Consider the following 20,664-nt stretch of genomic DNA (forward strand, 5'->3'; position numbering starts at 1 on the left):
GAACTCAACCCGGTCGAGAACCTCTGGCAGTTCATGCGCGACAACTGGCTCTCCAATCGCGTGTTCAAATCATACGACGACATCGTCGACCATTGCTGCGACGCCTGGAACAAACTCATCGAACAACCCTGGCGCATCATGTCCATCGGTTTGCGCGACTGGGCGCATCGGTTCTGATCAGCACAGGTTGGTATTACCTACTGTTCGGTCGCTCAGCGTTAGCCTCGGGCGCAAACGGCGCACACAGTGTAAACTCGGAGGCCCGATACCCGGGACACTCTTCAATTTCGGTTTTGGCGAAAACTGGCCATCCCGCCCGCCAGCTAAAACTTGCGCTTCCCGCCAAAGGCGGAATTCAAACAGGGAAGCCGCGCCGAAAAGTCGCCCCCTACCCCGCCCCTTCCAGCAGCCTGGCCGCGGCGGCGCGGGCTTCTTCGGTGATCGCGGCGCCCGACAGCATGCGGGCGATCTCTTCGCGCCGCTCGCCTTCCGCCAGCACGGCGACGCTGGTAGCGACGCGCTTCTCCTTGCCCGCCTTAGCCGGCGCGCCCTTGCTGATCCGTAGATGCTGGCCGGCGCGCGCGGCGACCTGCGGCGCATGGGTGACGGCGAGCACCTGAGCGCGTTTGGCGAGACGCCCCAATCTCTGGCCGATGGCGTCGGCGACGGCGCCGCCGACGCCGGTGTCGATTTCGTCGAAAACCAGCGTCGGGGCCGAGCCGCGATCGGCGAGCACGACCTTTAAGGCCAGCATGAAGCGCGCGAGTTCGCCGCCCGACGCAACCTTCGTCAGCGGCCCCGGACGCGAGCCCGGATTGGTTTGCACCCAGAATTCGACGCGGTCGATTCCTTCCGGCCCGGCGGATTCCGGATCGCTCGTCACCTGCGTCGAAAAATGCGCGCCCTCCAACCGCAGCGGTTTCAATTCGGCGTCGACGAGCGCGTCGAGCCCTTGCGCCGCCGCCTTGCGCGCGGCGGAGAGCGCCAAGGCTGCTTCGTCAAAAGACCGCTTCGCGTCGGAAAGCGCCCGCCCCAGCGCGACAAGTCGCGCTTCGGAGGCGTCAAGCGCCGCAAGAGCGTCGGCGAATTTCTCGGCGAGCTTTGCTAGGTCCGCCACCGCGACCTGATGCTTGCGGGCGACGCCGCGCAGCGCGAACAGCCGCTCCTCGACGCGCTCTAATTCCGCAGGATCGAATTTCGTCTCAGTGAGCGCGCGCTCTAGCGCCTCTTCGGCAAGGCCCAGCGCATCGACCGCTTGCGTCAGCGCGCGGGCAGGCGCGTCCAAGAGTTGCGGCGCCTGAGTCAGACGCCGCTCCAGCCGCCGCGCCGCCTGAGCGATTTCGCGCGCCGGCGACCCGTCGTTCGAAAATGCCGAGAGCGCGTCGGAAATATCCGCGGCGACCTTTTCGGCGCGCTGCATGAAGAGGCGCCGCTCGGCGAGCGCGTCTTCTTCGCCGTCCTGCGGCGCGAGTTCCGAAAGCTCGGCATGGGCGTGGCGCAGATAGTCGGCGTCGGCGCGCGCCTTGGCGATGCGCGCTTCTTCTTCGACAAGCGCGCGGCGCGCCGCCTGCCAGGCGCCGTAGCGCGCGCGAACGTCACTCGCTTGCGCGACAAGGCCGCCATGCGCGTCGACGAGCGCGCGATGCGCGCTTGGATCGACGAGCGCGCGCTCGTCATGCTGACAGTGAAATTCGACGAGTTCGCGCCCGATGGCGCGCAGCGCCTGCGCCGTCGCCGGCTGATCGTTCACAAAGGCGCGGGTGCGGCCGTCCGCCGACTGCACACGGCGCAGCACCAATTCGTCCTCGCTCGCCAGTCCAAATTCGCGGGCCGCAAGATGCGCGGGATGGTCTGAGGGCGTATCGAAGACCGCCGTCACCTGTCCCTGTTCGCAGCCGGCGCGCACGAGCGACGCGTCGCCGCGGCCGCCCAGCGCCAGAACGAAAGCGTCGAGCAGGATCGACTTTCCCGCGCCGGTCTCGCCGGTGAGCGTGGTCAGACCCTGCGCGAACTCGAGGTCGAGCGCGTCGATCAGCACGATGTCGCGGATGGAGAGACGAACCAGCATAAGGCCTTGCTCGAGCGTCCCCGGCGCGAGACGCGACGAATCCGCCGCCGCGACGCAGGAACGCGCCGGGATTATAGTCGCGAGCGACCTTTTCCAAACGGAGATTTTCGTGGCCGATCTCGGCATTGACGACATCCGCGCTTTATTGAGCGCAAAGCCGAGACCGGTCGGCTGGCCGGCGCGACGCGCCCGCATCGAGGAAGTCGGCGCGGCCTGGCCGGCGGCACCCGATATCGCGCTCGAATCGATTTCGATCGACGGCATGCCGGCCGAATGGTCCTGCGCGCCGACGAGCGACTCCTCGCGCGCGCTCCTCTTCTTTCACGGCGGCGGCTATTGCTCAGGTTCGATCGTCAGCCACCGCCGAATGGCGACCGAAGCCGGACGCGCCGCCCGCGCCCGCGCGCTCGCCGTCGCATTCAGATTGGCGCCAGAACATCCCTTTCCCGCCGCCTATGACGATGCGCTCAAGGCGTGGCGATTCCTTCGCGAAGAGGGCTTTTCCGCTGATCAGATTGCTATCGGCGGCGACAGCGCCGGCGGTGGGCTGACGCTCGCGCTCATCATGCGCCTGCGCGATCTTGGCGAGGCGCTTCCCGCCTGCGCCTGGCTCGCTTCGCCATGGACCGATCTGACGCTGTCGGGCGAAACGCTGGCGACCAAGGATGGCGTCGATCCGCTGCTGCACAAGCCCTATCTCGAAGAGCTTGCCCAAGCCTACGCGCCGGCTGGAGTCGATCGCCGCGACCCGCGCCTTTCCCCGCTGTTCGGCGATCTCGCCGGCCTGCCGCCGCTCCTGATCCAGGTTGGCTCCAGCGAAACGCTGCTCGCCGATTCGACGCGCCTCGCCGCGGCGGCCGGCGCCGCCGACGTCTCCGTCACATTGGAGATTTGGCCGCACATGATTCACGCGTGGCTCTTATGGAACGCGCGGCTTGAAGAGGGCCGGCGCGCCCTCACGCATGCCGGCGCCTTTATGCAGTCGTGTTTTGCAAAGGACAGCTAAATCGCGTGCAGCGTCTTGCCGATCTTGGAGAGCCAGGAATCAGTGTATTCGTGCGGCTCCAGACCGTCGCTCTTGAGCAAGGCGTGGGCGTCCTTATACCACTGCGAATCGGGGTAATTATGCCCCAGGATGGCGGCGGCCGTTTGCGCCTCATTCGTCACGCCCATGGCGAGATAGGCTTCGGTGAGGCGATAGAGCGCCTCTTCCGTGTGACGCGTCATTTGATATTTGCCGAGAACGTCGTGAAAGCGATTGATCGCCGCAGGGTAATTCTTGCGCAGAAGATAAAACCGCCCGACATTCATCTCCTTGGCGGCAAGCTGGTCTCGCGTCACTTGAATTTTGTATTTCGCGTCGTTCACATATTCGGACTTCGGGAATTTCTGTATGAGCTGCGTGAAAATTTCCAACGCCTTCTCAGCCGACTGCTGGTCGCGCATCACGTCGGGCACCTGGCTATAGAAGGACATGCCGGCGAGATAATAGACGTAGGGCGTGTCGGGCGAATTCGGATAAAGGCCGATATAGCGCTGCGCCGATTGCACGGCGTCGTCGTATTTGGGCTGCTCAAACTGAGCGAACGTCGTCATCAGAAGGCCCTTGCGCGCCCAATCCGATGACGGATGTTGCTTCTCCAGCTCGCCGAACTTTTTGGCTGCGCCCTCGAAATCCTTCAGCTTAAGCCGCGCCAAACCAGCGTTATAGAGATCTTCAGCCGGAACGTCCGGCACGATCTCCGTTTGATATTTTGTGCCGCCGCCGCCAAAAAGGCCGAAACCGCTGGTGATCGAGTCCATGAGGTCGGCGCGCGCCGGCGCAGCGCCTATCGACAAGGCCGACGCCAAAGCCAACACACTGAATGAACGTTCGAAAACCGACATTTTTTGCCCCGTTGCGGCGCCCCGAGACGCCCGCGCGTCCCAACGCCTTCCCAGCTCAATCAACCAAATCGGCCGCAGGACGCCCCTGCCCTGCGCCAAAAGGCGCGGCGGCGCGCGGCGCCTTTGCGGTCGGCTGAAAAAAGAACCTTCATCTGGCGAGATTATGGCGAAAGGCTTCGGCTGGCGTCCGTCGCGTCTTCGTTGGGCGCGTTCACGAACTCCGGCGCCAGGGCGCCGTCGCGCGCCGCAGCTTCGAGCAGGGCGATATTTAGGCCATGTCCGCCGCGATAGGAGCGGAAGGCGCCGATGATGGGCTCGCCCGCGAGCGCCAGATCGCCAACGACATCGAGCATTTTGTGACGCACGCATTCGTCCGCGAAGCGCAGACCCTGCGGATTGATCGCGCCGCGCTCATCGAAAACGAGCGTATTGTCGAGATTGGCGCCGAGCGCGAGGCCCTCGCGCCAAAGCCGCTCCGCGTCGCGCAAAAAGCCAAAACTGCGGGCGTCGGCCAATTCGCACCGGAACGTTTCCGGCGTGAGATCGAGCGACAGCCGCTGCCGGCCGACCGGGCTCAGGAAAGCGATTTCCACATCGAGATGAAGGCCGGTTTTCGCGGGACGCAACTCCGCCCAGCCGGCGCCGTCCGATATCCGCGTCGATTTCATGACGCGCCAACAGCGTCGCGGCGCAGATAGCGCGGCGACGCCGGCCTCGTCGATCGCCGAGACGAAGTCTCGGGACGAGCCGTCCATCGCCGGAACCTCATCGCCGTCGAGCAAAATCAGCGCATTGTCGATGCGCAGCGCCGCCAGCGCGGCCATCAGATGTTCCACCGTGGACGCGCTGACGCCCGACCCGGCGAGCCGCGTGCGCAATTTCGATGCGTCGACGCGTGACCAATGCGCCTCGATCTCTACGCCGCCGACATTGAAGACAATGCCGGCGTCAGCGCCGGCCGGGGCGAGCGTCAGGCTGGCGCGACGACCGCCATGCGCCCCTTTGCCGACGAGCGTCACGCTGCGGGCGATGGTCTGCTGGTTCGCTGGCGCCGCGGCGCTCACAGCAAGCGCGGCGCGGCGCGCGCGCGACGCAGGTCGGCGTAAATCCGAGCGAATGGCGCAACCCTCCCTAAAGCCCGGACAAAGGATAGCAAATCAGAGCGCCGACGCTCCAGTCACGGTTTCTTACAGTTTGTTACAAGGCGAGAAGTCCAAAAGAAAAGGCCCGCGCACGGCGGGCCTTTTTTTAGATCTGCTGCCTTTGGCGCAATCGCCCCAATGCCGATAAATTTATCGATTCCAAGGGCCTGGCGCGCGCAAGCGCGCCAGAAGTGTCGCAATGCTCAGTGGTTGGCCTGTCGGCGCAGGAAGGCCGGGATCTCGAGATGATCCTCCTCCGCCGGGCGCAGCTGCAGGGCGCGGCGACCGTGCGAATCGAGCGCCGCATGTCCGCCGGGACCCGCCGGAGCAGCCGGACGCTTGCCATATTCGGCATGAGTCGCGGAAGGCTGGCCGCCCGCCGGAGCCATGTGCGGGCGAGGCGCGGACGCCGCAGGGGCGCCATGGACGGCGTCTTCCTGACGGCTCGCGCCAAAGGAGGCGAGACGCTCAAAGAGCGATTTCCGGCGATGGTCGCCGCCGCCCATCTGCTGGCGCAGCTGATCCTGCATTGGCTGGGGAAAATCCTCGATTTGAGGCATGCGGGGCGCACGCGGCTGCTCCGGCGCGGGCGGCACATAGGCCCCCGCCGGCGCTTGGTGGCGCTCGGCGTCAAACTGCGGCTCGCCGTAGGCGAGGCGCGGCGGCGCCGACTCGAAGTAGACGCCATGCGCGGGCTGCTCAGCGTAATAGTTCGCTGCGGACTGCGACTCCTCCGTATGCCGTCCGCCCGTCGCGGCCTGAACCGCCGGCGCGGACTGATGAGCGCGCGCCTGATGCAATTGAGCGCGCAGCCGCTCGGCGGCCTCGGCGAGACGCAATTCGCTCGTCGGATCTTCTGCCGTGATCGCGGCGAGATCGATGCCGGTCGCGACGACGGAGACGCGCACCACGCCTTCGAGTGTCGAGTCAAATGTCGCGCCGAGAATGATGTTGGCGTCCTCGTCGACCTCCTGGCGAATGCGGCTTGCCGCCTCGTCGACTTCGTAAAGCGTCAGATCGTGGCCGCCGGTGATAGAGATCAGCAGGCCGCGCGCGCCCTTCATCGACACCTCGTCAAGCAACGGGTTCGCGATCGCCGCTTCCGCTGCAAGATTGGCGCGATTCTCGCCCGTGGCTTCGCCGGTGCCCATCATCGCCTTGCCCATGCCGCGCATGATCGAGCGGACATCGGCGAAATCGAGGTTGATGAGCCCTTCCTTGACCATCAGGTCGGTGACCGACGCGACTCCCGAATACAGAACCTGATCGGCCATAGCGAAAGCGTCGGCGAAAGTCGTCTTTTCGGTCGCGATACGGAACAGATTTTGATTAGGGATGACGATCAGCGTATCGACGCACTTTTGCAGTTCGGAGATGCCCGATTCGGCGATGCGCAGGCGACGCTGGCCTTCGAAGTGGAACGGCTTGGTGACGACGCCGACGGTGAGAATGCCCATTTCGCGCGCGATCTGCGCAATCACCGGCGCGGCGCCCGTGCCGGTGCCGCCGCCCATGCCGGCGGTGACGAAGCACATATGCGCGCCTGAAAGATACTCGCGAATCTCTTCGCGCGCTTCCTCCGCGGCTGCGCGGCCGACCTCGGGCTGAGCGCCGGCGCCCAGTCCTTCCGTCACCTGCAGTCCCATCTGAATGATTCGCTCGGCCTGCGACGACGCAAGCGCCTGGGCGTCGGTATTGGCGACAAGGAAATCGACGCCCGACAAACCAGAGGAGATCATGTTGTTGACGGCGTTGCAGCCGCCCCCACCGACGCCGCAGACCATGATGCGGGGCTTCAATTCCCGAAGTTCGGGAGCCTTAAGATTGATCGTCATTTGCCAGGCCTCTCACCATTGCCTTCACGACTCGGCGCCCGTTGTCCTTCGCCATTGGACGCCCGGTCGCCGAACGCGTCGTCCTCGGCAATCATTCTCGGCGATTCGCTGTCCAACGGCGCCGGGATGAAAGAATCAGTTCCACGCGATACTAGAAGCTTTCTCTTAACCATCTGCCTACGCGCGACATGTATCCGTCCGTTCCCGTCGCCGCGCGCTCGATCCGGCGCGGCTCGAAATATTCATGGCCTGCGACCTGCGGATAGACGAGCAATCCGGCGGCGGCCGCGAAGGCGGGACTGTTAGCGGACTCAGGCAAGCCTTCGACGCCGAGCGGGCGTCCGACCCTAACCTGTCCGCCGAGAATGCGGCGCGCCGCTTCGGCGACGCCCGTGAGCTGGCTGGCGCCGCCCGTCAGCACGATGCGGCGGCCAGGACCGCTCGGATGGCCGGCCTTGGCCAGCCGGTCGCGCAGAAACTCGAGCGTTTCCTCAACCCGCGGGCGGATGATGCGCACAAGATGCGATTTTGGCGCATGCGCCTTGTGATCCCTCTCGCCGACGTGATCGAAGGAGATGGTTTCGTGCTCGTCTGACGTCGAAGCGATCGCCGATCCGTGAAAGGTCTTGAGCCGTTCGGCGTCGGAGAGCCGCGCGTCGAGCCCGCGCGCGATGTCCATCGTGACGTGACTGCCGCCCAGCGTAACGGCGTCGAGATGAATCATCTCGCCCCTTGCGAAGACGGCGACGGACGTGGATCCGGCGCCCATGTCGATCACGACGACGCCCATCTCGGCCTCGTCCGGTTCGAGCGTGGAGAGACCGGCGACATAGGGCGCAGCCGCCATGGCCTCGACGTTGAGGTGAGCGCGCTCCACCGCGAGAATCAGATTGCGCGCCGCCGCCTGATCGCAGGTCGCGACATGGAGGTCGACCCCCAGTTCCTCGCCGATCATGCTTTTGGGTTCGCGGATTCCAGACATCCCGTCGAGCGAAAAGCCCATAGGCAGCGAGTGCACGGCGATGCGGCCGCGCTGGAGATGATGCGCTGCTGAAGCTTCGAGAACGCGATGGACGTCGTGTTCGGCGACCTCGCGCCCGCCGATCGCCCGCTTCGCCTGAAAATGCTGCGACGACAATCGTCCGCCCGACGCGGTGACGATAACCCGCTCCGCCTGCATGCCGGCCATGCGCTCAGCGGCGTCGACGGTCTGACGGATCGCCGCGTCGGCGGCGTCCATGTCCACGACGAGGCCGTTCTTGACGCCGAGAGAACGCTGGTGGCCGATGCCGACAACGCGAACGCGATGCGTGCGCCAGTCGCCGGGCGCAACCGCGCCAAGCGGCGTGAGTCGCGCGACGAGGCAGGCGATCTTCGAAGTGCCGACATCAAGCGCAACGAAAGTCGCCGAGCGACGCGGCGAGAGCGGCTTCATTCGCGGCGGGACGAGGGGCGAGATCATGCTGCTAACCACCACTCTTGGACGACTTGCGCGGGGCAAGCTGCGCTTCGCGGGCCGAAGCGGCCTCTTCCGTCAGCCGAACGGCGATCCGATCGGGAATGCGCAAGTCGATACACATCACGTCCTTGTCTAAAATTCGCGCCTCTCGCTGCAGGCGCGCAAGCGTCTCCAGGGCGCCGAATGAATCGATCTCCGGCAACTTCACGGTGACGCCATTTGTCATCTCGAAGTTCCAGCGGCGGCCGGCGACGAGCACGCCAGCCTTGATCCGATGCGCGAGATCGCCGGCCTTCGCCGTCAGCATGTGAAATTCGAGCAAGCGCTTCTGGGCGCCCTCGCCGACGACGAAAGGCAGGCCGAGATAACGCTGATCGCGCAATTCATCGATCGGCACGCCGTCTTCGGAGATGACGGCCACGCGTCCATCACGTTGCCATAGAGCGCTTGGCTGCCGCTCTTCGATCGCAATCACCAGACGATCGGGATAAAGCTTCATGACCCGCGCGGACTTGACGAGCGGGACCAGCGTCAGGCGCTCCCGCACCGCTGTCGCATCGAGAAAGGGCAAGGAGTTTCGCGGCCCGACGCGCGCCGCGTCGAGCAACTCGCGCTCGCTCAGACGCGACTGGCCGGTGATGGTGACGGCCGAAATCGGAAAGCCCGCGGCCCGCGCCGCGATGTCGTAGAGTTCTCCCTCGCTTGCGACGAGAGCGGCATAGCCCCCGTTCTCGACAAAGCCTGCCGCGCCGACAAGGCCAAAGAGCGCGAGAGCCGCCAGCGTGCCGACGCCGGGACGACCTAACAGCGCCACGCGCGAAAAGCGGCGTTCGCTCAGGCTTTTGCGCCGCGGCGTGCGCGGCGCGACTGGCGTGGCGGCTCCCGCCGCCGGGACGGACGCGATGGCGTCCGCCGTCGCGACGACGTAGCGGACGTCTCCGGGGATGATAGGGACGAGCGAATGCCGAGCCGCAAATGACTCCTTCAACGATCGCAGGATGCGTCTTCCACCATCCATTTGACCAGCTCGCCGAATGAAAAACCTGCGTATGCCGCCATTTCTGGCACGAGCGAGGTCTCCGTCATTCCCGGCTGCGTGTTCACCTCCAATACGACGAGCTCGCCCGTACCTCCGGGGCGGTCGTCGTATCGGAAGTCGGCGCGACTTACGCCGCGACAGCCGAGAGCTCGATGAGCCTCAAGCGCCAAATGTTGGACCTCTTGGTAAATATTCAGTTTAAGATTCGCCGGAAGTACGTGTTTCGAACCCCCCTTGGCGTATTTGGCGTGATAGTCGTACCATCCGCCGTCGGCGGCGAGAATTTCGATCACGTCCAGCGCCTTGTCGTTCATGACAGCGCAGGTGAGTTCGCGCCCTGCGATGAACTGCTCCGCCAGCATCATGTCGCCGTGCGTCCAGTCCGGTCGCCACAATTCCTGCGGTGGATGTTCTTGGCCCTCGTGGACGATGAAAACCCCGAAGGAAGAGCCTTCCGACACTGGCTTGAGCACATAGGGCGGGGTCAGCGCATGCGCCTTCGCGGCGTCGAGCCTGTGCAGTACGCGTCCTTTCGGCACGGGAACGCCAGCCGCCGACATCACCGTCTTGGCGACGTCCTTTTTCATCGCCACTGAAGAGGCCAGCACGCCGGAATGCGTGTAGGGGACGCCGAGAAGCTCCAGCACGCCCTGAATGCAGCCATCCTCGCCGAATTTGCCGTGCAGCGCGTTGAAGGCGACATCCGGTTTGAGCGCCGCGACGACATTCGCCACGTCATGGCCGGCGTCGACGCGCGTCACCTTAAATCCCTGCTCTTCGAGCGCCTTCGCGCAAGCCTCGCCCGATCGCAGGGAAATTTCGCGTTCGGCGGAGAGTCCGCCCATCAGAACGGCGACATGTTTGGTCATGCTCGGCCTTTGCTAAAAAAGCGTTAGCGCCCGATGAAGGATTTCACCATGTCGAAGACAATGTCGGCTTGTTCGGGCTTCAACTGGCCGGCGCGCCTTATAATGCGGGATGGTTCGATGTTGGTGATTTTGGCGGGTCTGACGATCGATGGCGACGACAAGCCGGCGCGAGCGAGGTCGTTAATCTCAAGATCATTCGAACGGCGCGAATGCAACGCGCTGGTGATCATCACGACCCAAACACAGTCTTGCGAATGAACCTTGGCGTTGGAGACCACGAGCGCAGGGCGTCGCTTCTCGGCGAATTGGTCGGCATAGGGAAAGGGGACGACAATCACCTCTCCCGGCGCATACCGAGCTTTGTCAGAGGTCGCCATAGGCCTCATCGTCAATCTCGCTCGACCACTCGCCGAATGTCGCGAAAGGATCGTCGCTCTCGGTGGGCGCGCCTCTCTCGATGCGCACGCCGGCTTCATCAAACACGTAACGAAGCCTGTCGCCCGGCTTTATCTGCAAGCGCTCGCGCACTTCTCGCGGCAGCACTGTCTGGCTCTTGACAGAGACTTTTGAGTAAACCGGTTTTTGCTTCGCTGACGCCAAGGACGAGTTCTCAGATTGTCTTACCAACTTACCGACTTACGCCAATCGGCGCAAGCGCTGCCGGGGCCCCTCACCCGCGCAGCCATTCAAGCGACGCCGATGCGCTTGATCTCCCAATGCAGCTCGACTCCGCTCGTCTCACGCACGCGCCGGCGCACCTCTTCGCCAAGCGACTCAATGTCGGCGGCGGTCGCGCGCCCGCGGTTGATCAGAAAATTGCAATGCATCTCGCTCACCTGGGCGTCGCCGACGACGAGGCCGCGACAGCCGGCCGCGTCGATCAATTGCCACGCCTTGCGGCCTTCCGGATTCTTGAAGGTCGAGCCGCCGGTTTTTTCCCTGATCGGCTGCGAGGCTTCGCGCGCCGCGGTGATGCGCTCCATCTCGGCGAGGATCGTCGCCGGATCGCCGGGACGGCCCTGAAAGAGCGCCTGGGTGAAGATCACATCGTCGGGCGCCGAACAATGGCGATAGGAATAGCCGAGATCGGCGTTGGAAAAGACGCGGATGTGGCCGGCGCTATCGACGCCACGGGCTTCGATCAGCGCGTCTTTCGTCTCGCCGCCATGGGCGCCGGCGTTCATCCGCAACGCGCCGCCGATGGCGCCGGGAATGCCGCGATAAAAGGCAAGACCGTCGATCCCGGCTTCGGCGGCGGCGCGCGCCGCTTTCACGTCGGGAACGGCGGCGCCGACGCGCAGCCTGCAACCGTCTTCGACGACCGTCTCGCCAAAGCCCTTCGCCGAAAGCCGAATGACCACGCCTTCGACGCCGCCGTCGCGCACGATGAGATTGGAGCCGAGCCCAACGACGGTCACCGGAATTTCGCGGGGCGCTTGCGCGAGGAAGTAGGAAAGGTCGGCTTCGTCGGCCGGCATGAAGAGAATCTGCGCCGGCCCGCCGACGCGAAACCAGGTCAAAGGCGCGAGCGGCTCATTCGCGGCAATGCGTCCGCGCAATTGCGGCATGGCCGCGGCGATGTCGGCGGAAATGTCAGGAAAGGTCATGCCGCGCCCAGAAACTTGGTTGAGGCCATGCGCGATCTCCGCCGCTTGGCGTCGCCTCGCGCGTGCTCATCTTCCCAAAAGCAGGTGAGAATGGAAACGTCGCTCGCGCGTTCTTTAGACCTGAAAGCCTTAAGAATTATGCCAAGTCCGTTGAACGCGTCGTGGAATCTCATGCATAAGCAGACAAAAGCGGCAAGGCGACGTCGTTTTCAATCCGGTCAGCGCGTGCGGGCGCGAACGCAGCTAGGATCGTCGCGCAAGCGGCCGGCGCTAGATGAACATTAACAGCAGAAGTTGGGAGACGCTTTATGCCCCAAGGCATTCGATTCACCGCCGTTTTTAATGTCTCTGCGCTGCCGGCGCTGATCCCGGGAGGCTGGTATATCGGGTTTGCATGCAAACAGTGCCGCCAGCACTTCGCCATTCTGCACGAACCGACCGGCACAGGAACTCTCGAGATATCCGGACCAGCCTCGTTCAGCGCCACTTGCCCGAACTGCGACGCACGCGGCGACTATTCAGCAACCGAACTTGTCCAGTTTCAGGCCGCCCAGGGAGGTCCTTCGTCAACTGCGTAGAAACCGCTCGCAACCATCGGCCGGTTCGTAGTGCGCGGTGAAATGTCTGAGAAACGGCGCTTGTTCGGTGATCCGGTAAGCCTTGATCGAGGCGCGCTGACGCCAAACGACATCCAGCGTTTCGATCAGATAGTCGAAGTGACTTTGCGTATAGACTCGGCGAGGGAAAGCCAATCGCACCAACTCATGCGGCGCGGCGATTTCCCCGCCGCCGTCTGGCGCAGGCTTGCCGAACATCACGCTGCCGAGTTCGACGGCGCGAATCCCGCCTTCAAGATAGAGCGCGTTGACCAGCCCGATGCCGGGATAGTCGCTGGCGTGGAGATGCGGGCAGAAGGCGGCCGCGTCGATAAAGATGGCGTGGCCGCCGGCCGGGCGGACGATCGGTATGCCGCGCGCGATCGCCGCCGACGCCAGATATTCGACGGTGGCATGACGATAGCGCTGATAGTCATATTCCAGCGCTTCCATCAGGCCGACCGAGATCGCTTCGAGATCGCGACCGGCGAGACCGCCGTAGGTGGGAAATCCTTCGGTCAGGATGAGCAGGTTGCGGAAGTCGTCGGCCCAATCATCATTGTTGCAGGCGAGAAAGCCGCCGATATTGGCCAGCCCGTCTTTCTTTGCGCTCATCGTCGCCCCATCGGCGAACGAAAACATCTCTCTTGCAATATCGAGCAGGCTTCGGTCCGCGAAGCCCTGCTCGCGCTCTTTTATGAAGAAGGCGTTTTCGGCAAAACGGCAAGCGTCGAGGATCAGCGGGATGTTATGCCTGTCCAGCAATTCCTTGACGCGCCGGATATTCTCCATGGAAACCGGCTGACCGCCTCCGCTGTTGTTGGTCACGGTGATCATGCAGAAGGGAATATTCGCGGCGCCCTCGGCCTCGATCGCTTGCGCGAGTCTGTCGAGGTCCATGTTCCCCTTGAACAGCTTCTCGGACTGGAGATCGCGCGCTGCGGCCGACGGCAAATCCGTCGCGATGGCGCCGACATATTCGATATTCGCCCGCGTCGTGTCGAAATGGCCGTTATTGGGAACGACGTTCCCGGCTTTCAGACGAGTCGCAGCGAGAATGCGCTCCGCGGCGCGCCCCTGATGCGTCGGAAAAATATGCCTGAAACCGGTAATTTCGCGCACGGTTTGCTCGAACCGCCGCCAGGAGCGGCTGCCCGCATAGCTTTCGTCGCCGAGCATCAGCGCCGACCACTGGCGGTCGGACATCGCGCCCGTGCCGCTATCGGTCAACAAGTCGATGGTGACGCACTCGGCGTCCAAGAGGAAGACATTGTTGAAGGCCTTGGCCAGAAGGCCTTCGCGCGCGCCACGCGTCGTGATCGGCAGCGCTTCGGTCATCTTGATGCGAAACGGCTCGATAATCGTTCTCACGGGATTGCTCGCGTCTCATTGAAAGCAGAGACCGACACGGCTCTTTCGACCTGGGTGTCGCGTGATATTCAAATGGGCATCGTCGCGGGCCAGGTCCAATGAACCTTTTGCGCGGCCCACGCCGCTGGCGCTGCGCCGCTCATGGGCGAAAACTACTGCGCTCCAAGCCGCCCGAAAAATCTGCGAACCGAATTTGCGGTGCGCTTTAGAAAGCCCGAAAAGCCGCCGGGCTTCCCTGTCGAATGACGGACGCCGTTTTTTTCGTTCGCCTGCTGTTTCGGTTTGGCGTCGACATTGGCGTTTGGCGCATGTCGCTTCGGCTCGGAAGCGTTTTGCCCTGGTCCTGGCCCGCCCCCCTCAGGCGATCTTTCAGACTCGACGGACGCCGGCTTGCCAGTTGAATCCTTTTCGGGCTTTGCCGGCGACACGGCTGCTTTGGGCCCCTCCGGAACGGGCGCAGGCGCAGATGCGGCAGGCGCAGCCGCATCGCCATGCCCAGCGGAGGAAGAAGGAGCCTCGGGTGCCGGCTGAGGACGCGGCGCAGCAGTCGGATTCTGCATTGAATTTGGCGGCGCTTCGGCTGGGGGCGCAGGAATTGCGGCGGCGTCGCCAGGCTTTGCGGGCGCGGCGTCGGCCGGACGAGCCGTCGAATCGCTTGGCGGCGTGCCGCGATTGGCGCCAGGGCGATCCGGCGGCGGCTTCGCAGTCTCCACGCCTTGCGACGGAGCTGCTTGGCTCGGATGAGCGTTTTCTTTTCCCGCAGGCCGCGCCGCCTTTTTGGTCGGCGCGGCGCTTGGCGCGCCGCGATCAAAGCCGCGCGGAGAGTCGACGGAACTCCAGAGCGCGGTTTTGAGGCCAATGACGGAAACCAAGCCAACGACGGCCACGCCGGCGATTGCGACTATTCGAGCGGCGCCGCGCGGGCCCCGCTTGCTGACAGTCGCCGCTTCGCCAAGGCTGACGAGAGGGCCAACGGCTCCAGGCGAAACATCGTCACTGGCGCCGGCCTGGCGGTCCGCAGATGCGCCTTGCATCGACAGGCTGATGTCGTCTGTGGCGACAAGAGCGCGCATGGACGCGGGTTTGGCCTCGGCGCTCGAAGGGTCGCCTCCAACAGCCAAAATTTCGGCTTCTTCCGATCTGGCGCCAATCTCTCGTCGCCGCTCTTCCTTCTGATGACGCTGAAAGCCCTCGACGAGCCAATTGTCGACGAGAACTTCCCTGCCTGCCGCATCCTTGCGATCGCCGGCGGGGGACTGATGACGCGCCGCTTTTGCGAGCTCTTCCGCTTGCCGGCGCCTGAATGCTTCGGCGACCCAATTATCGCCCGACATGTCCGACGCGGGACGCGCTTCGATCGTTTCGGCGTCGCCCTGACGCGAGGCGCGCTGGCTCAGTAGCCGCGCCTCTTCGCGACGTTTAACGGCGCCGAGAGTCCAATCACTTTCGAGAATTTCTTCCAAAACGCATCCCCACTTAGCGGCTCCTCTCCTGCGCCCATGGCTGCAGTGAATTCATCCGGGAGCGCATGAGGCTTACAGAATGGCGATGCTAGCCGACTGACGTCGTTCGTCAATGATGGTTGTCCTGCTGCGGCCGATCGCCGATCGTGTCGAGACGCGCGCGGCGCCAGCCGAACGCCGCGTCGCTCGGTGGATGGCTGGGACTCGGCCGGGACGTCGGACGCCAAGCTTACGATGGGTCAGGTATCTGTGGCGCGAAAATGTCCATTCAGGGTAAGCTCTCGCTGAAAGCGGGTGAATCAACAGAGAGAAACGGATAGGCTGCGGCGACCGGAGCGGACGCGACCGCTCGACATTGAAGCCAGAGAAAAGCTCGTTCAAAGGTTTTGGGACAAAGGGGAAAACAGCTATGCGGACTGTCCTCAAAATTGCGACTGCGTTCGCGTTTAGTGCGATTATTCATCCGGCGGCGGCGGCCCAATGCGGACATTCGGCGGCGGGCTTCGAAAATTGGAAGCAGGAATTCGCTCAGGAGGCGCGCGGCCAAGGCATCGGTCAGGCCGGCATCAGCGCTTTGATGGGGACCCATTACAACGCGGCGACGATTTCCGCCGATCGCGGCCAAAAGAGCTTCCGCCTGTCGCTCGACCAATTCTTAGCGAAACGCGGCGGCCCGGCGATTGTGGCGCGCGGGCGCGCGCTCAAGCACTCCTACGGCGGGCTCTTCTCCCAAATCGAGCAGCGCTATGGCGTGCCGCCGGGACCGCTTCTCGCCATTTGGGGGATGGAGACGGGGTTTGGCGCCGTGCATGGCAATCAGCATGCGCTTTCGGCGGTGGCGACGCTCGCCTATGACTGCCGCCGTTCCGACTATTTCACCGATCAGCTATACGCCGCGCTGACATTGGTCGATCGCGGCGCGTTGGCGCCCAACGCTCGAGGTTCGATGCATGGCGAGATCGGCCATACGCAGTTCCTCCCGAAAAATATTCTGAACTACGGCGGCGGGGGAAATCTGGACAACGCCGCCGCGGCGCTTAACGCCACCGCGAACTTCCTTCACGCCCATGGCTGGCGCGCCGGCGGCGGCTATCAGCCGGGCGAAAGCAATTTCGAGGCGATTCAGGCGTGGAACGCCGCCACTGTCTATCAGCGCGCGATTGCGCAGATCGGCCGACAGATCGATGGCGGAGGGGCCTCGCCGCAGTAGCGAAAGCCGACCGCGGCGCTATTCCAAAAAAAAGCCGGCGCATCTGCGCCGGCGGCATGATCCAGCGCCGAGGCGAATGCGCTTTTACTCCGCCGGAGTCGCTTCCGGACCGTGATCCTCATCCGGCGTCGTCGGCGGTGGCGCCGGCGGCGGTTTGTGCGCTTTGCTTGCGGTCGTTTCGCGACGGCGATGGACGAGATAGATCATGAAGGCAGCCAGCGTGCCAAGACCGAGGGTAAGATAGACGGGGAGGTCACGCATGAAGCTCTTCCCCACCGAGAAGGGAAAGCGCGACACCCATCGCTCGCCGTGATCGCCCGTGACCGTGACGATGCCGACGAAATAGCCCGGATCGTCGAATGTATGCTCGAAATTGATCGTGCCGGTCGGATAGCTCTTTGGTTCGCGATAAGCGACGGTGACGGCTTGGAGATCCTCGTTTTCCTTCGCCTCGCCGCCGACGTCCTTAACGATGCGCAATTCGATTTTCATATCGCGCAGTTCGTCCTGCTCCGCGTCCAACACCATGATCATTGGTCCGGTCGCGGGAATGTCCTCGCAGAACTCGTTCTTGGACGCTTCTGGCAGATAGCCCGTGAAATTCATGATGTCGGGGCCGATGAACAGACGGCACCGGCCCTCCGCGGCGCCTAGGCGCCCATGCGCCGAGGCCGGATCGGCCCACCCGGCGACGGCCGCGAGGACGACTGGCAGCAGAGCGAGGCGAACGCCTTGCGCAAAACGGCATACGCCCCGCGGGGCGAAGCGCGCTTCGCCCCTCTGCGGCGCTGGATGCGCGTCCGGATTTCCACCTTCACGCATGATGACCTCCTGGGTCTTCGTGTGACAAGAACACGCGACTCTCAGAAAATGCTGCTTTGCGCCGCACAAAGCAGTCCCGTCAAGCTTACGCTTGAAAAAACGTCCTAGTGACGCCTGATGTTTGATGTTAGCGGATTCCCGGCTATCAGCAAGGGTGCGACGATCGGCCGCCATCCCGCGCTGCGCCATGCGCGCGCCGATTGGGCGGGCGCATGTCTCGGGATCGCCCGGCCGCCAAGGGAACGTTTCGCGGAGGGCTGGCTTGTGCACCGCGCAAAAATTTGATCAAAATCAGAAAGCTTCGAGGACAAGGCGACGTTCGTGAAGCCGCCTTAATTCGCAGCCACCTTAACAAGAGTTCATTCGCCGCCAGCTTGCCTCCCAATTAAGGCGGAGCCATATTCACCGCGAGGCTGGGAGCGCTGTTGAAAAGCGCGGGCCGGCCAGCCAGACCAAGAGGATCACATGTCCAACTTCGACCGCAACACCAGCTTCGGCTACGGGCGCGGCGTCGCACGGCCGACAACGGCTGAAATCGACCAAGGCCTGCGCGCCTATATGCTTGGCGTCTATAATTATATGACGCTCGGCCTGGGCGTGACGGGGCTCGTCGCGCTCGGCACCTACATGCTGGCCGTGGCCAAGACGGCGCCGGGCGCGCTCGCGCTGACGCCCTTCGGCCAGATGCTTTACACGACGCCTTTGCGCTGGGTGGTGATTCTGTCGCCGCTCGCGTTCGTCTTCTTCATCGGCGCCCGCGCCAACAAGATTTCGGCGGCGACGGCCCGCAATCTCTTCCTCGCCTTTGCGGCGGTGATGGGATTGTCGATGTCGTCGCTTCTGCTGGTCTTTACCGGCGCGTCGGTCGCGCGCATCTTCTTTATCACCGCGGCGGCGTTCGGCGGGCTGAGCCTCTATGGCTACATGACTCAACGCGATCTGTCGGGTTTCGGCTCGTTCCTGGTGATGGGCGTCTGGGGTCTCGTGGTCGCCGGCCTGGTCAATCTGTTCCTTCAGTCGACCGGCCTGCAATTCGCCCTGTCGATCGTCGCGGTTCTGGTGTTCGCCGGGCTGACCGCCTGGGACACGCAGAACATCAAGGACATGTATTACGCCAGCGACAGCTATGAAGTCGCCCAGAAGAAAAGCGTATTTGGCGCGCTCTCGCTCTATCTGGACTTCATCAACATGTTCCAGTCGCTGCTATTCCTGTTCGGGCAGCGCAACGACTGACGGTTTGGTCACGCCAGACGGTGAGCGTGTCCGATAAAGGCCCCGCTTCGGCGGGGCTTTTTCTTGCCCGCGAACCTTTGCGCGCCGGCGCGCCTGTGGCAGAACGCTTAAGGCGATCGAGCTGAGGACACTGAATGACGAATGTCACATTCCCGGCGGCAGCGGCGGCGGGACTACTGTCTTTCCTTTCTCCCTGCGTGTTGCCTCTGGTGCCGCCCTACCTGACCTATCTCGCCGGCGTCAGCATGGAAGATCTCGAAATCGAAACGCGCTCCGCCGCGCGGCGCGACATTCTATTGTCCTCGATCCTGTTCGTTCTCGGTTTCACGACGGTTTTTGTCGCGCTCGGCGCAACGGCCAGCGCCTTCGGCGGCGTGCTGCGCGCCAATCTGCATATCCTATCCTGGGTCGCCGGCGCGATTATCATTCTGATGGGCCTGCACTTTCTAGGCCTGTTGAAAGTCGGCCTGCTTTATCGCGAGAAGCGCGCCGAGATCACAAAGCCGATGGGACTATTCGGCTCCTATGTGATGGGCCTCGCATTCGCCTTCGGCTGGACGCCCTGCATCGGGCCGATCCTCGCCGCCATCCTCGCAGTCGCCGGAACGCAGGAGACGGTGGCGCTCGGCGCCGCCTTGCTTGCGACCTATTCGCTGGGACTAGGCCTGCCCTTCATCGGCGCCGGGCTGGCGCTCGGCCGGTTCCTCGCCTTCGTTGCGCGTTTCCGGCGCCATTTCGGCAAGGTCGAAAAAATCGTCGGCGCCATGCTTGTCTTCACCGGCATCGCCTTCCTGACGGGCGGCGTGCAGGAGATGTCCTATTGGTTACTGGAGCTGTTTCCGAGCCTCGCCAGCCTCGGATAAGCGAAGCGCAAAATCAGCTTTATGACGAGCATCGTCTGCCGGAGATCGACCGGCTGCGCGGCTTCGTCATGGTGCTCATGGCGCTCGATCATATGCGCGACTTCTTCGACGCAGACGCGATGCGCTTCTCGCCGACGGATCTGGATCACACCTATCCTTTTCTGTTCTTCACCCGCTTCATCACGCATTTCTGCGCGCCGACCTTCACCGTGCTCGCCGGCGTCAGCGCATTTCTCTATGGCGTCAAGGTCAAAGACCCCACGGCGCTTTCGAGATTTCTCGCGGCGCGCGGCCTGTGGCTCATTTTTCTTGACGGCGCCGTCATCAGTCCGATCTGGAGCATGGGCTCAGGGCGCATCGAACTCGGGACGCTCTGGGCGATCGGTTGCGGCCTGCTGGCGCTCGCCGCGCTCTCGCGACTCTCGCCGCGCATCGTGCTTCTCCTGGGGTTCTCAATCATCTTCGGCCATAACCTCCTCGACGGCATTCACGCCGCCGACCTCGGCGCGTTCGGACCGTGGTGGAGTCTGCTGCATGAGCAGGGCAAGCTGCCGCTCGACGCCCCCGGCGGCGTCATCTATCCCGCGCTTCCCTGGATCGGCGTCGCCGCGCTCGGTTACGGACTGGGCCCGCTGTTTCTTAAGCCCGCAAAACAGCGCGACCGCGCGTTATATGTCATCGGCGGCATGGCGCTGGCGCTTTTCGTCGCGCTGCGCTTCTCAAATCTCTATGGCGATCCACGTCCCTGGAGCGTGCAGCGCGACTCTGTTTTCACCCTGCTCTCCTTTCTCAACGTCACGAAATATCCGCCCTCGCTTCTCTATCTTCTGGCGACGCTCGGCGGCGCCGCGTTGGCGCTGCCCGCGCTGGCGCGCGCAGGTGGACGCATCGGCGCGGCGCTGACCGTCTTTGGCCGCACGCCGCTCTTTTTTTACGTCCTGCATCTTTACGTTGGGGTCGCTGCGGCGCTGGCCTTCGTCCTTGCGCAAGGCTATTCGCTGACAGAAATCGCCGGCTGGGCGAAAGCCAGAGGCCCTCCGCCGGAATTGGGCGCGGGCCTCGCGGGCGCTTACCTCGCATGGATGCTGGTTGTTTTGGCGCTTTACCCACTCTGCCGATGGTTTGCGCAAGTGAAGCGCCGACGCCGCGATCTATGGTGGCTAACCTATTTGTGACCTGGTCGCGTCATATTGCCGCATG

General features: G+C 63.7%; 18 protein-coding genes and 1 pseudogene. 7 read left to right on the top strand and 12 right to left on the bottom strand.

The genetic code is table 11. The features are described from left to right. Positions 1–177 (top strand): annotated as a pseudogene (locus tag QZ964_RS08710) (IS630 family transposase); the annotation flags it as partial. A 211-nt stretch (positions 178–388) separates the two neighbouring features. Here QZ964_RS08710 and recN read toward each other — a convergent pair. Beyond that, entirely contained in the window at positions 389–2,068 is a 1,680-nt protein-coding gene (gene recN / locus QZ964_RS08715; protein WP_292531031.1) for a DNA repair protein RecN, read from the bottom strand. A gap of 109 nt (positions 2,069–2,177) precedes the next feature. Between recN and QZ964_RS08720 the strand changes: the two genes are divergently transcribed. Beyond that, positions 2,178–3,074 carry an alpha/beta hydrolase gene (locus QZ964_RS08720; protein WP_292531033.1) on the top strand — a complete coding sequence of 299 codons (897 nt, stop codon included), beginning with the start codon at positions 2,178–2,180 and terminating at the stop codon, positions 3,072–3,074. Here QZ964_RS08720 and QZ964_RS08725 read toward each other — a convergent pair. From QZ964_RS08725 to QZ964_RS08770, 10 genes are all read right to left on the bottom strand, one after another. After that, positions 3,071–3,955: an outer membrane protein assembly factor BamD gene (locus tag QZ964_RS08725; RefSeq protein ID WP_292531035.1), complete on the bottom strand. Its 885-nt coding sequence runs from the start codon at positions 3,953–3,955 to the stop codon at positions 3,071–3,073. The genes QZ964_RS08720 and QZ964_RS08725 overlap by 4 nt on opposite strands. A 161-nt stretch (positions 3,956–4,116) precedes the next feature. Then, on the bottom strand, positions 4,117–5,019 hold the full coding sequence (gene lpxC / locus QZ964_RS08730; RefSeq protein WP_292531037.1) for a UDP-3-O-acyl-N-acetylglucosamine deacetylase: 903 nt from the start codon (positions 5,017–5,019) through the stop codon (positions 4,117–4,119). Positions 5,020–5,300: 281 nt separating this feature from the next. Continuing rightward, positions 5,301–6,932 (bottom strand): cell division protein FtsZ, encoded by a 1,632-nt coding sequence (ftsZ, locus tag QZ964_RS08735; RefSeq protein WP_292531038.1) that lies wholly within the window; start codon positions 6,930–6,932, stop codon positions 5,301–5,303. A gap of 151 nt (positions 6,933–7,083) precedes the next feature. Next, complete coding sequence (ftsA, locus tag QZ964_RS08740; RefSeq protein ID WP_292531039.1) at positions 7,084–8,394, bottom strand: cell division protein FtsA; 1,311 nt, start codon at positions 8,392–8,394, stop codon at positions 7,084–7,086. A 4-nt stretch (positions 8,395–8,398) separates the two neighbouring features. After that, positions 8,399–9,409: an FtsQ-type POTRA domain-containing protein gene (locus QZ964_RS08745; RefSeq protein WP_292531040.1), complete on the bottom strand. Its 1,011-nt coding sequence runs from the start codon at positions 9,407–9,409 to the stop codon at positions 8,399–8,401. Next, the gene (locus QZ964_RS08750; RefSeq protein WP_292531041.1) at positions 9,376–10,299 is read right to left on the bottom strand and encodes a D-alanine--D-alanine ligase; all 924 of its coding nucleotides are present in this window, start codon (positions 10,297–10,299) and stop codon (positions 9,376–9,378) included. The genes QZ964_RS08745 and QZ964_RS08750 overlap by 34 nt, the downstream gene beginning before the upstream one ends. A 23-nt stretch (positions 10,300–10,322) precedes the next feature. Beyond that, positions 10,323–10,676 carry a type II toxin-antitoxin system PemK/MazF family toxin gene (locus QZ964_RS08755; protein WP_292531042.1) on the bottom strand — a complete coding sequence of 118 codons (354 nt, stop codon included), beginning with the start codon at positions 10,674–10,676 and terminating at the stop codon, positions 10,323–10,325. After that, positions 10,663–10,842 (bottom strand): AbrB/MazE/SpoVT family DNA-binding domain-containing protein, encoded by a 180-nt coding sequence (locus QZ964_RS08760; protein ID WP_292531043.1) that lies wholly within the window; start codon positions 10,840–10,842, stop codon positions 10,663–10,665. Before QZ964_RS08760 ends, QZ964_RS08755 begins: the two co-directional genes overlap by 14 nt. 143 nt (positions 10,843–10,985) lie before the next feature. Beyond that, a complete protein-coding gene (gene murB / locus QZ964_RS08765; RefSeq protein ID WP_292531044.1) occupies positions 10,986–11,906 on the bottom strand; it encodes a UDP-N-acetylmuramate dehydrogenase in 921 nt (306 codons plus the stop codon). A 566-nt stretch (positions 11,907–12,472) separates the two neighbouring features. After that, the gene (locus tag QZ964_RS08770) at positions 12,473–13,873 is read right to left on the bottom strand and encodes a tryptophanase (RefSeq protein WP_292531046.1); all 1,401 of its coding nucleotides are present in this window, start codon (positions 13,871–13,873) and stop codon (positions 12,473–12,475) included. 740 nt (positions 13,874–14,613) lie between these two features. Here QZ964_RS08770 and QZ964_RS08775 point away from each other — a divergent pair. Further along, complete coding sequence (locus QZ964_RS08775) at positions 14,614–15,273, top strand: hypothetical protein (protein WP_292531047.1); 660 nt, start codon at positions 14,614–14,616, stop codon at positions 15,271–15,273. 472 nt (positions 15,274–15,745) lie between these two features. Further along, positions 15,746–16,546 carry a lytic transglycosylase domain-containing protein gene (locus QZ964_RS08780; RefSeq protein ID WP_292531048.1) on the top strand — a complete coding sequence of 267 codons (801 nt, stop codon included), beginning with the start codon at positions 15,746–15,748 and terminating at the stop codon, positions 16,544–16,546. Between the two features lie 84 nt (positions 16,547–16,630). Here the strand turns inward: QZ964_RS08780 and QZ964_RS08785 are convergent, their stop codons facing one another. Beyond that, positions 16,631–17,368 (bottom strand): hypothetical protein, encoded by a 738-nt coding sequence (locus QZ964_RS08785; protein WP_292531049.1) that lies wholly within the window; start codon positions 17,366–17,368, stop codon positions 16,631–16,633. Between the two features lie 465 nt (positions 17,369–17,833). Between QZ964_RS08785 and QZ964_RS08790 the strand changes: the two genes are divergently transcribed. The 3 genes from QZ964_RS08790 to QZ964_RS08800 all read left to right on the top strand — a co-directional run bounded on the left by QZ964_RS08790 (position 17,834) and on the right by QZ964_RS08800 (position 20,639). Further along, a complete protein-coding gene (locus QZ964_RS08790) occupies positions 17,834–18,601 on the top strand; it encodes a Bax inhibitor-1/YccA family protein (RefSeq protein WP_292531050.1) in 768 nt (255 codons plus the stop codon). A 134-nt stretch (positions 18,602–18,735) separates the two neighbouring features. Next, entirely contained in the window at positions 18,736–19,464 is a 729-nt protein-coding gene (locus QZ964_RS08795; protein WP_292531051.1) for a cytochrome c biogenesis protein CcdA, read from the top strand. After that, on the top strand, positions 19,422–20,639 hold the full coding sequence (locus QZ964_RS08800) for a heparan-alpha-glucosaminide N-acetyltransferase domain-containing protein (protein ID WP_292531052.1): 1,218 nt from the start codon (positions 19,422–19,424) through the stop codon (positions 20,637–20,639). Before QZ964_RS08795 ends, QZ964_RS08800 begins: the two co-directional genes overlap by 43 nt. Positions 20,640–20,664: the final 25 nt, after the last annotated feature.

This window comes from Methylocystis sp. (assembly GCF_021731785.1).
Taxonomy (GTDB): Bacteria; Pseudomonadota; Alphaproteobacteria; order Rhizobiales; family Beijerinckiaceae; genus Methylocystis.

Bases quoted from the DNA above. Each gene is read 5' to 3' on its own strand.
- QZ964_RS08750 (WP_292531041.1), bottom strand. From the start codon at position 10,299: ATGACCAAACATGTCGCCGTTCTGATGGGCGGACTCTCCGCCGAACGC.
- QZ964_RS08795 (WP_292531051.1), top strand. From the start codon at position 18,736: ATGACGAATGTCACATTCCCGGCGGCAGCGGCGGCGGGACTACTGTCT.
- murB (WP_292531044.1), bottom strand. From the start codon at position 11,906: ATGACCTTTCCTGACATTTCCGCCGACATCGCCGCGGCCATGCCGCAA.
- ftsZ (WP_292531038.1), bottom strand. From the start codon at position 6,932: ATGACGATCAATCTTAAGGCTCCCGAACTTCGGGAATTGAAGCCCCGC.
- QZ964_RS08725 (WP_292531035.1), bottom strand. From the start codon at position 3,955: ATGTCGGTTTTCGAACGTTCATTCAGTGTGTTGGCTTTGGCGTCGGCC.
- ftsA (WP_292531039.1), bottom strand. From the start codon at position 8,394: ATGATCTCGCCCCTCGTCCCGCCGCGAATGAAGCCGCTCTCGCCGCGT.
- QZ964_RS08785 (WP_292531049.1), bottom strand. From the start codon at position 17,368: ATGCGTGAAGGTGGAAATCCGGACGCGCATCCAGCGCCGCAGAGGGGC.
- QZ964_RS08745 (WP_292531040.1), bottom strand. From the start codon at position 9,409: ATGGATGGTGGAAGACGCATCCTGCGATCGTTGAAGGAGTCATTTGCG.
- QZ964_RS08780 (WP_292531048.1), top strand. From the start codon at position 15,746: ATGCGGACTGTCCTCAAAATTGCGACTGCGTTCGCGTTTAGTGCGATT.
- recN (WP_292531031.1), bottom strand. From the start codon at position 2,068: ATGCTGGTTCGTCTCTCCATCCGCGACATCGTGCTGATCGACGCGCTC.
- QZ964_RS08775 (WP_292531047.1), top strand. From the start codon at position 14,614: ATGAGCGTTTTCTTTTCCCGCAGGCCGCGCCGCCTTTTTGGTCGGCGC.
- QZ964_RS08755 (WP_292531042.1), bottom strand. From the start codon at position 10,676: ATGGCGACCTCTGACAAAGCTCGGTATGCGCCGGGAGAGGTGATTGTC.
- QZ964_RS08790 (WP_292531050.1), top strand. From the start codon at position 17,834: ATGTCCAACTTCGACCGCAACACCAGCTTCGGCTACGGGCGCGGCGTC.